Here is a 15,480-nt window from a genome sequence, read left to right as displayed (position 1 = left end):
GCCTCTTATGAGACTGCGTGTCAGCAAGGGCGTCAATCCCTCGTGCGGGACTTGTTGACGGGGTGTCGGGTCGGTGGGCGGCGATGTCGTCCGCGCGGGCCGGGATGTCCGGGTGAAGCGCCGCGCTGTTCCCGCTCGGCGACGCCCTCGATAGCGGACTGCCGCAGGCGAAATACGAACTGGCGCTCCCTCAGCGGCTGATGGACGACGAGTTCGTCCTGGCCCAGGACCTCTCCGGCACCGAGGGCAAGAAGATCGAGGACAGCTCCAGGAGTGTCTGGGACGCCGAGGACATCCACGCCGTCGTCGCTCTGTACGACCGGGGCGGCAACGGGACCGACGGCATGATGGTGGCGTCCGGCGTCGAACTCGCCTACCCCGCCTGCGCCTGGGCGGACGGCAACACGGGCGCGGTGGTCGTCGCCGCGGACCTGACCACGGAGGACCCCGCCGACGTGGACCTCGACGCCGCCGCCCGCGACACCCTGAAGATCCGCACCGAGATGCTCCGGCCGGCGGGCTGAGCGCCCCTCACCGCCCCAGCACCGCCCGCATCACCTCGCGCGCGATCGGCGCCGCGTCGCCGCCCCCGCTGACCTCGCCCCGGTCGGCGGCCGCGTCCTCCACCACCACGGCCACCGCGACCTCGGGCTGCGGATCGTGGTCGCCCTGGGCCCAGGAGACGAACCAGGCGTACGGCACACCGGAGTTGTCCACACCGTGCTGGGCGGTGCCGGTCTTGCCGCCGACCGTGGCGCCCGGGATCGCGCCGTTGCCGCCGGTGCCCCGCTCCACCGCGTCCGTCATCAACTGGCGCAGCAGGACGGCCGTGGAGGGGCGCATCACCTGGATCAGCGGATGCGTGTCCGCGCCCCGGACCGTCTCACCGCCCGGCCGCGTGGTGCGCTCCACCAGATACGGCGCCCGCGTCTGCCCGCCGTTCGCCACGGCCGCCGCGACCATCGCCATCTGGAGCGGGGTCGCCCGCGTGTTGTACTGCCCGATCGAGGACAGCGCGAGCTGCGCCCGGTCCACCACCGTGTCGAAGGTCGACTCCGCCACCGAGAACGGGACGCGCAGCTCCGTGTCGTTGAAGCCGAACGCCCGCGCCGTCGCCGCCATGTCCTTGAGCCCCACGTCCACGCCCAGCTTGGCGAAGACCGTGTTGCAGGACCACGCGAACGCCTGCCGCAGCGAGGCGTCCCGGCAGCCGTCGATCTCGTTGGTCAGCCGGGTCGTGGTGCCGGGGAGACGGTACGGATCGGGGGAGTCCGTCGGCCGGTCCACGTCCGTGATCACCCCCGCGTCCAGCGCGGCCGCCGCCGTGACCACCTTGAAGGTCGACCCCGGCGGATAGGTCTGCCGCACCGCCCGGTTGAGCATCGGCTTGTCCGGATCGCCGTTCAGCCGCGCCCAGGCCGCCGACGCCGCCTTCCCGTTGCCCGACAGCTCGGCCGGGTCGTACGACGGGGTCGACACCAGCGCCAGCACCCGGCCGGTCGCCGGATCGATCGCGGCCACCGCGCCCTTGCGCCCGGCGAGACCCCGGTACGCCGCCTGCTGCGCCTTCGTGTCCAGCGTGGTCACGACGTCGCCGCCGGGCGCGGGCTTACGGGCCACGTCCCGCCACAGCGTGAACGACGACAGCGCCGGATCGGTGCCCGAGAGCAGCGCGTCCTCGGAGTGCTCCAGGAACGTGCTGCCGTACAGCTGCGAGGCGAAGCCGGTCACCGGCGCGTACAACGGGCCGTCCCGGTAGGTGCGTTCGTAGCGCAGCTGCTCCCCGGTGTCCGCCGAGCCGGTCACCGGCGCGCCGCCCACGAGGATGTCGCCGCGCGGCTGCTGGTAGCGGGCGATGGAGGCGCGCCGGTTCGCCGGGTTGTCGTTGTACGACCCGGCCTGGACGACCTGCACCCGGGCCGCGTTGGCCAGCAGCGCCGTGAGCAGCAGGCCGCACAGCGCCGAGGCGCGCCGGATGTACTTGGCCATCGGCAGCCCGCCGCCGTAGTCCCGGCCGTCCTGGCCCGCGGCGCTCCCCTGCCGCCCCTCCTGCCTCACGGCGCCTCCTTGCCGTCGTACTGGCTGCGGGCGGAGTCGCTGATGCGGATCAGCAGCGCCACGATGGCCCAGTTGGTGACGACCGAGGAGCCGCCCTGGGCGAGGAACGGCATCGCCATGCCGGTCAGCGGGATCAGCCCGGTCACCCCGCCCGCGATCACGAACACCTGGAGCGCCACGATCGAGGCGAGCCCCACCGCGAGGAGCCGCCCGAACGGCTCGCGCAGCGCACGGCCCGCCCGGTAGCCGCGCTCCACCAGCAGCCCGTAGAGCAGGAAGAGCGCGGCCAGACCGGCGAGGCCCAGCTCCTCCCCGGCCGTCGCCAGGATGAAGTCCGACTTGGTGGCGAACCCGATCAGCGGCGAGTGGCCGAGCCCGAGCCCGGTGCCCAGCATCCCGCCCGCCGCGAAGGCGAACAGCGACTGGGCGAGCTGATTGGGGCCCTGTCCGGCCTCGATGGTGGCGAAGGGGTGCAGCCAGTCCTCGATCCGGCCGCCCACGTGCGGCTCCAGACGGCCGACCGCCATCGCGCCGAGCACCGCGAGCAGCAGCCCGACCGCGATCCAGCCGGTGCGCCCGGTGGCGACGTACAGCAGCACCACGAACAGGCCGAAGAACAGCAGCGAGGTGCCCAGGTCCCGCTCCAGGACCAGCACCCCGACGCTCAGCAGCCAGATCGTCACGATCGGCCCGAGCACCCGCCCCGTCGGCAGCTGGACACGCCAGAACCGCCGCCCGGTGTACGCGAGCGCGTTGCGGTTGGCGGCCAGATAGGCGGCGAAGAACACCGCGAGCAGCACCTTCGCGAACTCGCCCGGCTGGATGGAGAACCCGGCGAACCTGATCCAGATCCGGGCGCCGTTGACCGCCGGGAACAGGATCGGCGCGAGCAGCAGCACCAGGGCGGCGGCGACGCACACATAGGAGTAGCGCTGGAGCACCCGGTGGTCGCGCAGCAGCAGGACCACCACGATGAACAGCGCCACCCCGAGCGTGGACCACACCAGCTGGGCCGGGGCCGCGTGGTCGCCCGGCGTCTGGAGATCCAGCCGGTAGATCAGCACCAGGCCGAGCCCGTTCAGCAGCACCGCGATGGGCAGCGGCAGCGGATCGGCGTACGGCGCGCGCAGCCGCACCGCCAGATGGGCGGCCAGGGCGAGACCGCCGAGCCCGGCGCCGTAGCCGAGGACGCCGGGCGGTACGGCCCCGGTGCGCGCGAGGCCCACCGCGCAGTAGCCGTACACGCACAGCGGCACGGCCAGCACCAGCAGGGCGAGTTCGACGCCGCGCCGCCGGGCGAGCGGCACGGCGGAAGCCGGTGCCCGTGAGGCGGACACCGCGATTCCGGCCTTGGTCATGTCCGGAACCTACACATAAGTGAGGTAATACGCCGTCTCTGTCGGGAGGTCAGCACCAGCGTGGCGCGGCCCCGACATTGGCGATGTACCGCGCGGAACCCCACGCCCAGGTGCCGTCCGTGAGCAGGTACCACAGGGGGTTGCCGCCCACCGCGGAGCCCTTCACCTTGCAGTAGATGGAGACCTTCGCGCCGTGCTCCGCGAAGCGGACCCTACGGGTGCTCCGGTCCGGCCGGTCGCGCAGCCACAGCCCGTCCTTGGCCGTGACGACGCCCTGGTAGCGGCGCGGGTCGCGGTCGCCCCGGCCGTAGCCCGGACCGTCGGGTCCGCCGTTCGACGGCGCGGCCGCGGACGTGCCGTTGCCCTTGCCGTCGGCGGCCCCGGCCGGGACGGCCGCGGCGCCGGCGACCAGGGTGCCCGTCGCGGCCGCCAGGGCGAGGCCGCGGGTGAGGGCGGAACGCAGGGACATGGAACACCTCCGGAGGCGGGTGCAACTGACTAATCGCCACATTAGGAGCGGCCTCCGGCGGCTGCGCGCCGCAGTGGGCCATCGGGGAGGGGGCCTTTCGGGGGTGCCCGGCGCATGCCGGGTGAGCGCTCGGCCGTACGTGTCCCGCACGCCCGGCGTGCCCTTGGTGTCCCCCTCCCGGCTACGCGCCGTCCGCCCCCAGCCGCAGCGTCGCCACCGCGCCCCCGTCCGCCGCGTTCGTGAACGCCAGCCGCGCGCCCAGCACCTCGGCCTGGCCAAGGGCGATGGTCAGCCCCAGACCGTGCCCCTTCGAGCCGCCCTCGGTGCGGAAGCGCTGCGGGCCGTGGTCCACCAGATACGCCGGATAGCCGTCCCCGTGGTCCCGGACCGTCACCACGGGCCCGTCCACCGTCAGCAGCACCGGCGCCCGCCCGTGCCGGTGCGCGTTGGCGACCAGATTGCCGAGCACCCGCTCCAGGCGCCGCCGGTCGGTCTCCACCCGCGCGTCCCGGACGACCGCCACCTCGGTAGCCGTCCCCGAGGCCCGCACCACCCGCCGTACCAGCGCGCCCAGTTCCTCGGTGTCCGCCTCCAGCCGCTCGCGCCCGCTGTCCAGCCGGGAGATCTCAAGCAGGTCCTCGGTCAGCGTGCGCAGCGCGGCCACCCGGTCCCGCACCAGCTCGGTCGGCCGCCCCGGCGGCAGCAGCTCGGCCGCCGCGTGCAGCCCGGTCAGCGGGGTACGCAGCTCGTGCGCCACGTCCGCCGTGAACCGCTGCTCGCTCAGCAGCTTGCCCTGGAGGCTCGCCGCCATCGAGTCCAGCGCGGCCGCCACCGCCGCCACCTCGTCCCGCTGCCGCGCCGGGTCCCGCGTACGGGGATCGTCCACCCGCGCGTCCAGGTCGCCCGCGCTGATCCGCCGGGCCACCCGCGCGGTCGTGTGCAGCCGCCGGGTCACCCGGGTCACCGCGAACGCCCCGACCAGCGCCGTCGTCCCTATGGCCGGCGCCGAGGACCACAGGATCGACCGGTCGAGCCCCGCGATAGTCCGCGCCTGCTGCGAGTGGTCCACCTCCACCGCGATCGCCCGCCCGCCGTCGGCCGGCGCCGCCGCCCACATCGTGGGCCGCCCCTGGTACGCCGCCACCATCGTGCCCCGCCGCCCGGACACCGCCAGCTCCCGCAGCGGCGCGGGCAGCCCGGCCGGGTCGAGCCCGGCGCCCGGCGGCAACGCGTCCCCGGACCGGTAGGCGCGCACCGCCTCGTCCAGCCGGTCCAGCGCCTGACCGCGCGCCTGCCCCACCGTCCGGTCCGTCACCGAGACATGGACCAGGACGCCGAGCAGCGCGGCCAGCGCGCAGCACATCACGGTGATGAACGCGGCGGCCTTGGCGGCGAGCGTCCCGGCCCAGCGGGGGAACGGGCGCCTCACGGGGCACCCGGGGGCGTGTTCGGGTTCCGGCCCGGCGAGGGCGAGGCGGACGCCCCCGGAGCCGCCGCGGTGCCGCCCCGTGCGCAGGAACTCGTCCCGGGTGAACACCATCGCCCGCTGCTCCGCGTCCCACTCCCACGTGGTCCGGTACTCGTACCCCGAGATCTCCGCCGGGGAGCGCACGATCACCGAGCGCCCGGCCAGCTCCACGCCGGTGATCGCGTCGTTGTCGGCCAGCACCCGCACCAGCGCGTGTCCCTCGGCCGTGTACACCCGCACCGCCGTCTGATTGGTGGGCCCGAGGTGGAAGCCGAGGGTGAGGTCGTCCCGGCCGTCGCCGGTCAGGTCCCGGTAATAGGCTTTCAGCAAGGGGCACTTGGGGTTCCGTGCGCCTTCCGCGCAGTTCTTCATGCCGTCCACCGTCGAGTGGTACGCCCCCTTCGAGCCGTAGTCGTCGGGGTGCGCGGCCAGCTCCGCCGTCACGACCGCGACTGGATCGACCGCGCGTATGCCGTCCCCCGGCACCCGTATCCCCTGGACCGTCTCCCGGCTGGCCACGTCGTACGGATACGCCGGGCTCGACGCGGGCCGCAGATCCGGCCACAGCGTCGCCGGGCCCACCGCGACGGGGGCACGCCCGTCCGCGAGCAGTCCCCCGGAATCCCCGCATCCGGCGAGCCCCGCCGCCAGCACCGCGACGAGCCCGGCGACGCGGACACCCCGCGCGGACCTGCGACGACGGTCGGACACGGCGCTCCTGTGCTGGTGGGCGAACGGGGCCCGTACACCTTACGCGGGGCGGCTGTGCGGTTTGCGCGGGGCGGCTGTGCGGCCGACGGGGCCCGTCGAGGGGGCGCGACTTCTTGCACGGGGTGCCCCCGCCTGGTCCCATGGTCGAGGGGTGATGGCGCATGAGCGGACTGCGCGTGGTGCCGACCCGGCTCCGCGGCCGCGAGCGGCTGTACGTCTGCGGCAGGGACGGGAAGAACGTCGCCTGGTACGACCGCGAGTCGGCCCGGGTCAGCCTCCTCGCCGAGGACTCCCGGCAGGCCGTGCTCGCCGCCCTGAAGCCCTTCCTCGCCGGCCCCGTCACCGTGGGCCCGCCCCCGGTCCCCACCCCCGCCGAACTCGCCCGCCTCACCCTCCACCCGGACGACGACCTCGCCCCCAACCGCCCCGGCGAGGCCCTGCTCGTCGCCCTCGACCGCGACCCGGGCCCGGCCCACCGGCTCCGCCCCGACCCGCGCCGGCACGCCCTGACCGCCGAGGAGACGGTGGGCGCCGCCCTGGACGACCTCGAAGGCGCGGGGTGGCACACCCTGCACTCGATCCCGCTCCCCGGCGGCGACCGCATCCACCACCTGCTCATCGGCCCCGCCGGCCTCTTCGCCGTACGCGCGCTGTACGCCCGCAGACAGCGGGTCCTGGTCGCCGACCCGATGGTCGCGGTGGGCCGCCGCGCCCCCGAGCCACTGCTGCGGCGGCTGCGCGCGGACGCCGACCGGGCCGCGTACGCCCTGACGGCCGAGGTGCGCCCCGTCCTCGCGGTCGCGGGCCCGGCCGAGGTGCTGATCACGGCCGCGCCCCGGACCGTACGGATTCTGCGGGAGGGGGAGCTGGCGGGCCTCGCGCGGCTGGGCGGGCTGCTGAAGCCGGGGGACGTGGAGGCGTTGCACGCGATGGCGCGGGATCGGCGGACGTGGTTGTCGCTGTAGGTCTTTTGGGGCGTGGGGTCTACGGCAGCTCCGCCGCCCGCTCCAGGTCCAGGAGCCCCGCCATCAAGTCGCCGTGTTCCTCCACCCGGGGCGCGATGTCACCGGCCAGGAACTCCAGGTCCGCCGGGGCGCGGCATGTCTCGACCTCGTCCCAGGTGACCGGCGCGGAGACCAGCGGGGCGTGGCGGGCGCGCAGGGTGTACGGGGTGGCGGTGGTCTTGCGGGCGGCGTTCTGGCTCCAGTCCACGAAGACCTTGCCGGGCCGGAGGCTCTTGGTCATGCGGTGGGTGACCAGCCCCGGCAGCGCGTCCTCGGCCTCCACCGCGAGCGCCTTCGCGTACTCGCTCGTGGCCTCCGGCGATGCCCCGCGCACGGCCGCCAGCAGATGGAGCCCCTTCGACCCGGCGGTCTTGGCGTACGCCTCGATGCCGTCGGCGGCGAGCCGTTCCCGCAGCCACAGGGCGACCTCGCAGCAGTGGACGACCGTCGCGGGTGCCCCGGGATCGAGGTCGAACACGAGCCGGTCGGCCTCGCCGGGCGCCTGGACGAGCCACTGGTGGGTGTGGAACTCGGCGACCAGGTTCGCCGCCCAGACCAGCGAGGGGAGGTCCTGCACGACCACCATCCGGGCGGGCCCCTCCGAGCGGGGCACCTCGGCGGTCGTGACCCAGTCGGGCGTACCGGGCGGCACGTTCTTGGTGAAGAAGACCTGGCCGCCGGGGCCGTCGGGGTAGCGCAGGAAGGAGACCGCGCGGTCGCGCAGGTGCGGCAGCAGGACGTCGGCGGTGGTGGCGTAGTAGTGCAGCAGCTCACCCTTGGTGAAGCCGCTCTCCGGATACAGCACCTTGTCCAGGTTGCTGAGCGTGACCCGCCGCCCCGCCACCTCCGTCACCGGCGTCATAGGATGACAATCCCAGAATCGGGGCGAATGGGATAAATCAAACCGTACGGAAGGGGCGCGGCACGTGCGATCCATTTGGAACGGCGCGATCTCGTTCGGCCTGGTCAGCATCCCGATCAAGGTCGTGAACGCCACCGAGAGCCACGCGGTCTCCTTCCGTCAGGTCCACACCGAGGACAACGGCCGCATCCGCTACCGCAAGGTGTGCGAGCTGGAGGACCGCGAGGTCGACCAGGCGGAGATCGGCAAGGCGTACGAGGCCCCGGACGGCGAGATGATCCCGATCACCGAGGACGACCTCTCGCATCTGCCGCTGCCCACCGCCCGCACCATCGACATCGTCGCCTTCGTGCCCGCCGACCGCATCGACCCGCTCCAGATGGACACCGCGTACTACCTCGCCGCCGCCGGAGCCTCCGCCGCCAAGCCGTACACCCTGCTGCGCGAGGCCCTCAAGCGCAGCAACAAGGTCGCCGTCGCCAAGTTCGCCCTGCGCGGCCGCGAACGGCTCGGGATGCTGCGCGTGGTGGGCGACGTCATCGTCATGCACGGCCTGCTGTGGCCGGACGAGGTGCGCGCGCCCGAGGGCGTGGCCCCGGACGTGGACGTCACCGTCCGCGACAAGGAACTCGACCTCGCGGACGCCCTGATGGACACCCTCGGCGAGGTCGACCTGGACGACCTGCACGACGAGTACCGCGAGGCTCTTGAGGAGGTCATCGCGGCCAAGGCGGCGGGCGAGGCCCCGCCCGAGGCCCCCGCCGCGGAGACCGGCGGCAAGGTGCTCGACCTGATGGCGGCGCTGGAGAAGAGCGTGCGGGAGGCGCGGGAGTCGCGGGGCGCGGGGGAACCGGGGGAGGACGCGGAGGTCCGCACCCTTCCTCGCGGCCGCAGCACCCCGAAGGAGACGGGCGGCAAGAAGTCGACGGCATCGGCCACCGCGAAGAAGCCCCCGGCGAAGAAGACGGCCGCGGCGCGGAAGTCCACGTCCAGGTCGGCGGAGCCGTCGGGGAAGCGGGGGGCGACGAAGAGTACGGCGAAGAAGGCGGCGACGGGGAAGAAGACGACGGCGAAGAAGACGGCGTCGCGGAAGCGGCCGGCGTGAGGGGGTGGACGCTCGCGGCGGCGGGGAGACCGATGGCCGCAGCGATGGCCGCGGCGATGACGAGGCCGATGATCACGAACACCCCCGACGGCGGGACTGCCTCCGATTCCCACCCCCTCCCCGCCTTCCCTCATGCACGATGAACGTGTGACATACGTGGTGACCGTGACCATGGCGCCGCCCGAGGGCACGCCGGACCTGGACGCGCTGCAACGGGAGGGCGTCCTCTTCCTGCTGCGCAAGGGCTTCGACTCGCTGGAGGCCATCGAGGGGCCGGACGGCACGGAGGTCGACCTGATGGACGACCTCATCGCCGTCCACCCCGGCGGAGCCCTGCTGAAACTCTTCGTGGACGCGCCCGCGCTGGAGTTCGCCGAGGAGGCGGCCCGCGAGGTCGTGACCGAACTCCTGGACACCTCCGAACCGCTCGCGGACTGGCTGATAACCCGCTGCGCGGTGGAGCTGAACTCCGAACTCCTCCAGGAGAGCCTGGACGCCGCCGACGGCCCCGACGCCCCACCCGCCGACCCGGCGGAACGAGCCCGCCGCCACGCGGCCGGCGACCACCCGAAGCCCTCCCCCGGAGACACCCCCGCCCCCACAGAGGCCGAAGCGATGCGCACCCGCCTCCGCGAACTGGCCCCCCTCCTCACGTCGTTCCCCCTGACGGCCTTCGGCTACGCGGGGGAGGAGACGGGACGAGCGGCGAACGGCGAGACGGCCGGGACGGCGAGCGGCGAGGTGACGGGAGCGGCGACGGGAGGGCCGGTCGGAGCGACCGGGGTGGTAGCCGGAGATCCGGTTGGATCGGCCGGGGCGGTGGCCGGAGATCCGGTTGGCTCGGCCGGACCGGCGAACGGAGAGGTGATCGGAGCGGCGCCAGGCGAGTCGGCCGGGGCGGTGGCCGGAGAGCCGGTCGGCTCGCCCGGGACGGCGAGCGGCGAGGCGCCCCGGGCGGTCGGCAAGGAGGCGGCGGAGATTGCCGCAGGCGCCCTGATCTACGCGATCGACCTCCTGGTGGACGAACTCTTCACCGACCTCGCCGCCCTGGAGGAGGACGGCCCCACGGTCGCCCGCAGCAACGCCACCTTCATGATCCTCGACGACCTCCCCCCACACCTGGCCGACGAGTACACGGTCCTCTTCACCCGCCGCCTCACGGTCACGGCGATCACCCTGACCTCGCGCCTCACCCGCCCCCCGTTCGGCCCCCCGACCTGCGTCGCGGAGAAACTCCTCCTGGGCTCCCTCCTCACCCAGGCGGAGGTGACCGCCGACCTCTACGGCCTCCTGACGGACGAAGTCGCCAAGGCCCTCGAGAACTTCGCCACCTCCCTCAACACAGCCGCCTCCCACCCCACCCACGAAGCCCCGGAATCCTGGTTCACCCCCTTCACGGAGGAATGCCGGGTCCACCCGTACGCGGCGAACGAGGAGCCGGAGGAGACCCTCCACGAACTGCCGGACTGACGCGACCGGATCAGCGGAACCGTTACATCCGGCCGATATCCGCTGTTACTGTCCGCTTGTGGGTACGCAGATGCACGTACAGGTCCCCGAAGATCTCTGGCACTGCCTCGACGAGGCCGACTTCGACTCACTCGGCTCCTTCCGGGGAGCCGACCAACGGGCCGACGTCGCGCACGCGGTCGTCGCCACGGCCGGCCAAGGACTCGGCATGGGAGCCAATCTCGTCACGGTGATCCTTGGCCGGGACGCCATCGCTTTGTTCGGCGACCAGGTGAGGCGTTGGACCGGCAGGCGCGAAGCGGCGGCGCGGAACACCGGCGAAGCGGTGGTGAACCTGACGGTCCGCACCGCCGACGACACGACCACGATCGCGATCACCCGCAAGGGAACGGCGGACGTGGACGTCGAGCTGCTCACCCGGCTCCTGACCTCCGCGATGAACTCCCGTCAGGGGCAGGACGGATGAAACTCTTCGGCCGCTCCCCCTCGCCGGCCGACCGGTACCGGGCGGCCGCACAGGCGTACAAGAGCATCGAGGACCGCTACAACGCCGCGACGCAGGCCCGACAGAGCCTGAAGAGCGTCCGCGACGACATCTGGGACCTGCAACTGGAGCTGTTCGACGACGTGGTGAGAGGCCACACTTCGGTAGCCGGCCCCCTGTTCGCCGCCTCCCGCCTGTCGCTCTTCTTTGAATTCAGCACGGGAGGCGACTGGATCAGAGCGACGATGGCCGCCCTGTCCCTCTCCACCGCGTGCTGTGTCATCGACGCCATATGCAGTCAAGGCGGCGAACCCATGCCCGCACCGCTGTTGCGCGAGATGCACGGCATGGCCCTCATGTCCGCGTACGCGGCCCATCGCGGCGGAGTCCCCCTGGCCGGTGTGACGACCGCGGAAGCCGTCACCTCCCTGGCTCTCTGGGACCGGATGATCACTCGCGAGACGACGGCCATCCTCTCCACCGACGACGGCGCGGCCGCCCTGCGACGCCAACTGTCGGAGATGCGCAGAACGGCCGCCAGCGAGAGGCGAGCATCGCGTACGGCGCTGCGGCACCTGGCGAAGGACAGCGGTCATTCCCTGCGGGAAGTCACGAAACAACGCTTCCTCGACGATCTCGCCACGTACGCCACGACGGACGGCGCCACCAGACTGGCCACGTCCCCCAACGCCGTAGCCGCCGCCCGAGCGGCCCTCTCCAGCGGCCGCACCCTGATCTACATCGCCCCCGGGCCGCTCAGCGGTGCGGCTCTGCGCCTCAACTACCCTCCCGGCGACCGGGAGATATGCGAAAGCGTGGAACTCCCCGCCCTGGACCTCACGACCGTACGCACCCTGGTCGACCGAGTACGAACCGCCTACGCGGCAGCCCAACGCCGCGAACTCGGCCCCAAGGCCCTGGACCGCCTGATCCGCAAAGCCTTGGACCAAGTGACCGCGACGTTCTGGGACCCCCTGCTGACCGAATGGCCCGAACTCCGCACCACTCCCCTGGCGTTGATCCCCCTGGGTGAAGCAGCCCTACTTCCCTTCTACACCGCCCTCGTGGCCGACACCCCCGCCTGCGCAACCCTGGACCTGACCATCGCCCCCTCCGCCCGCGCCCTCCTGCTCTCGGCCGGCTGGCAACCGCCCCCGAACGGCAAGATCCTGGTGGCCGCGGACCCTTGGTACGACGGCGACGGCTTGCGGTCGATCCCGCAGACGGTGTCGGAGGCGCGGGCGATCGCGGCGGTACACGGCGTAGAGCCAAGACTCTTCCGAGCCGATGCCGATACGGACAACGGGGACCCCAAGGGGATTTCACCGGACACCCCGGACCGGCTCCGCACGACCAGCGGAAGTTCGCCCGATTCACCACCCACGGAAACCCCCGACTTCGCCACCCAGTTGACCGAGGCATCCCTCCTCCACCTCGCCTGCCACGGCGACCTCCGCTCCGATGCCCCCTTGTCCTCGTCCCTCCTCCTGGGCGGCAGACTCCCCCTCGCCGACGTCCTCCGACGCAACCTTCACCCAGGCGCCACCGTCGTCCTCTCCGCCTGCGAACTCGGCAGCATCACGGGAGACCTTCCCGACGAACAACTAGGCTTCCCCGCAGCCCTGCTGGCGGTAGGCGCCCGCTCGGTCGTCGGCGCACTGTGGCCGGTCCCGGACACCCCGGCGACGGTGGACCTGATGACGGACACGCATCGTGCGCTGGCCGATTCCTCGGCGACGAGAGCCCTGGGCCGGGCGATCGGCAGGGCCCATGCGGACGGGGTTTCGCCGTTGGTGTGGGCGTCTTTCGCGTGCTTCGGGGCGTGACGCCCACTGACGCCGACGAGCATGCGCCGCCCCTGAAACGGAATGCCAGGGCGACAAGTACAACAAGACGGTCGGCCGAGAAATCGGCGGACGGGTAACGGCGTGGACCGACGGCGACGCCAGGAAGGGGGCGTGCAGCCGCTGCAAGAGGGCCGCCAAGCAACACAAGCCGAATCCCAACGCCAAAGGCCTCCGGGCTCAGTGGCCCGGAGAACCAGTCACCACCCATGAGTGGTGCAGCTGACCATTCCGAACGGCCGTGCCGTCCGGCCACGATTCCCCGAAAGCGATCATGCTTCTCTCACCCACCCCATCGCGGCAGGGTCCGCGCTTCGCGCTCATCGAAACCGGCGTGACCCTGTTCGCCGCCCTCTGCTGGAAAGCACTCGCTTTCGCGATGTACGCGGAGGGCTACGACCTCGACGCGAGCGCACCGGTCCAGGTGACCGGCGAGGACGACATCGACGCCCTGGCCCTGCTGTTCGCCCTCTCGGTCCCCCTCACCTGGCTCCTCCGCCTGACCCCCTGGCCCTCACTGCGCACCGCCACGGACGCGCTCATCGCCCTCCGCCTCGTACTGGTCGTGCTGCTGTCAGCGGTGATGTTCCTGGGGCTGCTCACCGGCATCCGCGTGCCACTGGTGGGCTGGAGGATCTGACCAGGGAGTCGCATTTCCCGCTTCGGCCGCGGTATCGGAGATGGACCCGGCCGAGGCCGCCGAGCGCATGGGCGACAGGAGATCGCCAACCGTAATGGGCGTGCTCTCGCACCCGACTGCCGCTACGCAGGTTCCCAGAAGTCTGCGGTGCCCTCATCAACAGGAGGGCACCGCAGGCCTTCGGTGTTACTGCGAGTTGTAGGCCTTGATGCTTACTGCCGGGCCGTAGGAGTTGCGTACCACCGCAGCGGCGGCTTTCCCAGAGACCTTCACTACTGCAGTGCCGTGGGCCGGTACCCGTGTCAGGCCGCCGATGACGGTGACCTCGACGGCTTGCTGTGTGACGCCTTTGGGGGGCTGGTCCCAGAGGATGTAGGCGATCCGTACAGAGGCGGGAATGTCGTCCTTGTTGGTCAGCCTGACTGCCGAGAAGCGCTCGAATCTACTGATCTCGCGCCCGTGAGCGTCCAGAGCCTGAGTCGTCACATCGTGTAGTCCAGCGGGTATTCGAGCCTTGGTTGTAGTCCGCACCATCACACGGACATCCGCCACGTCATGCTCCCCTGGACCGGAGAACCGCAGGATGTCCGTACTCATCCCGTATGGCGCAACCAGGCTGCCTCGGTCGCTTCCATACACCGTGCTCACCTTGACGTGAGGCAGCACATGCTCATTCTTGTCCAGCGCCTTGAAGGAAAGGACTGGGACCAACGAATCCGGCAAGCCGTTTTTGATCGTCAGTAGCTGATTCATGGTCTCGTCCACGCCGGAGTCGCCGACGTAGCGGAACGACAGCGCCTGGGACAGCACGTCGCTGACAGACCCCGACTCGGAGGGATGCGCATCTCGGGCTTCCCCTGCGAGGGCTCCCGGCTCGCACCCGGACACGAGCGTCCCGATCACAGCCACCGCCACACCTACGGCAGCCAGTCTTCGGCGACCCACCTTCATCGACAAGCACCCCTCCCCAGCGATCACTGTCGGAGGGACGCTACCCGGTTGTCCTCACCGTTTCCGATGCCTTACCTCGGCCGTGGGTCCACCGGCGGCGCAGGTGGTGTGGCTGCACTGCTCTGAGGTGGTGCGGACGAATCCCAAGTGCGACTGGCTGCCAGTGAATCCCAGGAAACCGTGCCATGTGCGGAGAGCGTTTCGGGAAGGAGGCGACGAGGCTGCCTCCACAGGTGTTGGCGCAGGGCCGCTCAGGGTCGCATACGCCTGCACAAACGCAAAGACCCCGGCCTCAGCGTTTCCGCTGTGAACGGGGTCTTTGGGCACCTTATCCAAGGTGCCCCCGGCAGGATTCGAACCTGCGCACACGGCTCCGGAGGCCGTTGCTCTATCCCCTGAGCTACGGGGGCGTGTCGGGCGTTGCGCTGGGCGCTTGCGGCGACGGGTAGAACCCTAGCAGGTCTTTCGAGGTGATCAGGAACGGGTTTGGGGGCGGTGTCCCCCGGGAGGCTGGAAGTGGGGAAAAGCCGGACGCGGTGGCCCGGGCCGACCTACTCTCGAGTTGTGTCAGGCGCCACTGGCCGGGTGCTCGTCGTGGACGACAGCAACGTCATCCGGCAGCTGATCAGGGTCAACCTCGAGCTGGAAGGGCTGGAGGTCGTGACCGCGGTCGACGGTGCCGAGTGTCTGGACGTGGTGCACCAGGTGCGCCCCGACGTGGTGACACTCGACGTCGTCATGCCCCGGCTCGACGGGCTCAGTACCGCCGCCCGCCTCCGGGCCGACCCCCGTACGCGTGATCTCCCGCTCGCCATCATCAGCGCGTGCACCCAGTACGAGGTCGAGAGCGGTCTCGGTGCCGGCGTCGACGCCTTCCTCCCCAAGCCCTTCGAGCCCGACGAACTCGTCCGGCTCGTCAAGGGGCTCATGGCGCGGGGGAAGAGGAACGGGAGGCGTGGCGGGGGCGATGACGACGTCAACGGTGGGGTCGCGGGTGGGTGCGGGTCGGTGATCAGTTAGGTCCCCCCGCCCCCTATTCCTATTCGCATCCGTCGG

Annotated in this window: 14 protein-coding genes and 1 tRNA gene; 8 read left to right on the top strand and 7 right to left on the bottom strand. The window is 71.8% G+C overall.

Going from position 1 to position 15,480, the window contains the following annotated elements:
• The first annotated feature begins 200 nt into the window (after positions 1–200).
• On the top strand, positions 201–524 hold the full coding sequence (locus AB0E91_RS05120; protein WP_361775442.1) for a hypothetical protein: 324 nt from the start codon (positions 201–203) through the stop codon (positions 522–524).
• 7 nt (positions 525–531) lie between these two features.
• On the opposite strand, the gene AB0E91_RS05115 is transcribed toward AB0E91_RS05120, so the two are convergent.
• The 4 genes from AB0E91_RS05115 to AB0E91_RS05100 all read right to left on the bottom strand — a co-directional run bounded on the left by AB0E91_RS05115 (position 532) and on the right by AB0E91_RS05100 (position 5,314).
• The gene (locus tag AB0E91_RS05115; RefSeq protein ID WP_361777273.1) at positions 532–1,989 is read right to left on the bottom strand and encodes a penicillin-binding transpeptidase domain-containing protein; all 1,458 of its coding nucleotides are present in this window, start codon (positions 1,987–1,989) and stop codon (positions 532–534) included.
• Positions 1,990–2,054: 65 nt separating this feature from the next.
• A complete protein-coding gene (locus AB0E91_RS05110) occupies positions 2,055–3,416 on the bottom strand; it encodes an FtsW/RodA/SpoVE family cell cycle protein (protein ID WP_361775439.1) in 1,362 nt (453 codons plus the stop codon).
• Between the two features lie 49 nt (positions 3,417–3,465).
• Positions 3,466–3,885: an SH3 domain-containing protein gene (locus tag AB0E91_RS05105; RefSeq protein ID WP_361775436.1), complete on the bottom strand. Its 420-nt coding sequence runs from the start codon at positions 3,883–3,885 to the stop codon at positions 3,466–3,468.
• 181 nt (positions 3,886–4,066) lie between these two features.
• Positions 4,067–5,314, bottom strand: a complete 1,248-nt coding sequence (locus AB0E91_RS05100) for an ATP-binding protein (RefSeq protein ID WP_361777270.1) — start codon at positions 5,312–5,314, stop codon at positions 4,067–4,069.
• Between the two features lie 911 nt (positions 5,315–6,225).
• Between AB0E91_RS05100 and AB0E91_RS05095 the strand changes: the two genes are divergently transcribed.
• Positions 6,226–7,029: a nuclease-related domain-containing protein gene (locus AB0E91_RS05095; RefSeq protein WP_361775433.1), complete on the top strand. Its 804-nt coding sequence runs from the start codon at positions 6,226–6,228 to the stop codon at positions 7,027–7,029.
• 19 nt (positions 7,030–7,048) lie between these two features.
• Here the strand turns inward: AB0E91_RS05095 and ligD are convergent, their stop codons facing one another.
• Positions 7,049–7,930 (bottom strand): non-homologous end-joining DNA ligase, encoded by an 882-nt coding sequence (ligD, locus tag AB0E91_RS05090; protein WP_361775430.1) that lies wholly within the window; start codon positions 7,928–7,930, stop codon positions 7,049–7,051.
• A 64-nt stretch (positions 7,931–7,994) separates the two neighbouring features.
• On the opposite strand from ligD, the gene AB0E91_RS05085 reads away from it, so the two are divergent.
• From AB0E91_RS05085 to AB0E91_RS05065, 5 genes are all read left to right on the top strand, one after another.
• Positions 7,995–9,035 (top strand): Ku protein, encoded by a 1,041-nt coding sequence (locus tag AB0E91_RS05085; RefSeq protein WP_361775427.1) that lies wholly within the window; start codon positions 7,995–7,997, stop codon positions 9,033–9,035.
• A 147-nt stretch (positions 9,036–9,182) separates the two neighbouring features.
• Positions 9,183–10,505 carry a hypothetical protein gene (locus AB0E91_RS05080; protein ID WP_361775424.1) on the top strand — a complete coding sequence of 441 codons (1,323 nt, stop codon included), beginning with the start codon at positions 9,183–9,185 and terminating at the stop codon, positions 10,503–10,505.
• Positions 10,506–10,563: 58 nt separating this feature from the next.
• Positions 10,564–10,971, top strand: a complete 408-nt coding sequence (locus tag AB0E91_RS05075) for a hypothetical protein (RefSeq protein ID WP_361775421.1) — start codon at positions 10,564–10,566, stop codon at positions 10,969–10,971.
• Positions 10,968–12,815: a CHAT domain-containing protein gene (locus AB0E91_RS05070; RefSeq protein WP_361775418.1), complete on the top strand. Its 1,848-nt coding sequence runs from the start codon at positions 10,968–10,970 to the stop codon at positions 12,813–12,815. Before AB0E91_RS05075 ends, AB0E91_RS05070 begins: the two co-directional genes overlap by 4 nt.
• Before the next feature lie 352 nt (positions 12,816–13,167).
• Positions 13,168–13,473: a hypothetical protein gene (locus AB0E91_RS05065; RefSeq protein WP_361775415.1), complete on the top strand. Its 306-nt coding sequence runs from the start codon at positions 13,168–13,170 to the stop codon at positions 13,471–13,473.
• Positions 13,474–13,659: 186 nt separating this feature from the next.
• Here AB0E91_RS05065 and AB0E91_RS05060 read toward each other — a convergent pair whose 3' ends face one another.
• Positions 13,660–14,430, bottom strand: coding sequence for a hypothetical protein (locus AB0E91_RS05060; protein WP_361775412.1), 771 nt, complete (start codon positions 14,428–14,430; stop codon positions 13,660–13,662).
• A gap of 332 nt (positions 14,431–14,762) precedes the next feature.
• A tRNA-Arg gene (locus AB0E91_RS05055) sits at positions 14,763–14,834 on the bottom strand.
• Between the two features lie 106 nt (positions 14,835–14,940).
• Here AB0E91_RS05055 and AB0E91_RS05050 point away from each other — a divergent pair.
• The gene (locus AB0E91_RS05050) at positions 14,941–15,444 is read left to right on the top strand and encodes a response regulator (protein ID WP_361777267.1); all 504 of its coding nucleotides are present in this window, start codon (positions 14,941–14,943) and stop codon (positions 15,442–15,444) included.
• Positions 15,445–15,480 lie beyond the last annotated feature (36 nt).

The organism is Streptomyces sp. NPDC026659, assembly GCF_040638245.1.
Classification (GTDB): domain Bacteria; phylum Actinomycetota; class Actinomycetes; order Streptomycetales; family Streptomycetaceae; genus Streptomyces.
Note: the sequence above shows the minus strand (reverse complement) of the source record. Positions and strands in the feature narration are given on the sequence as shown.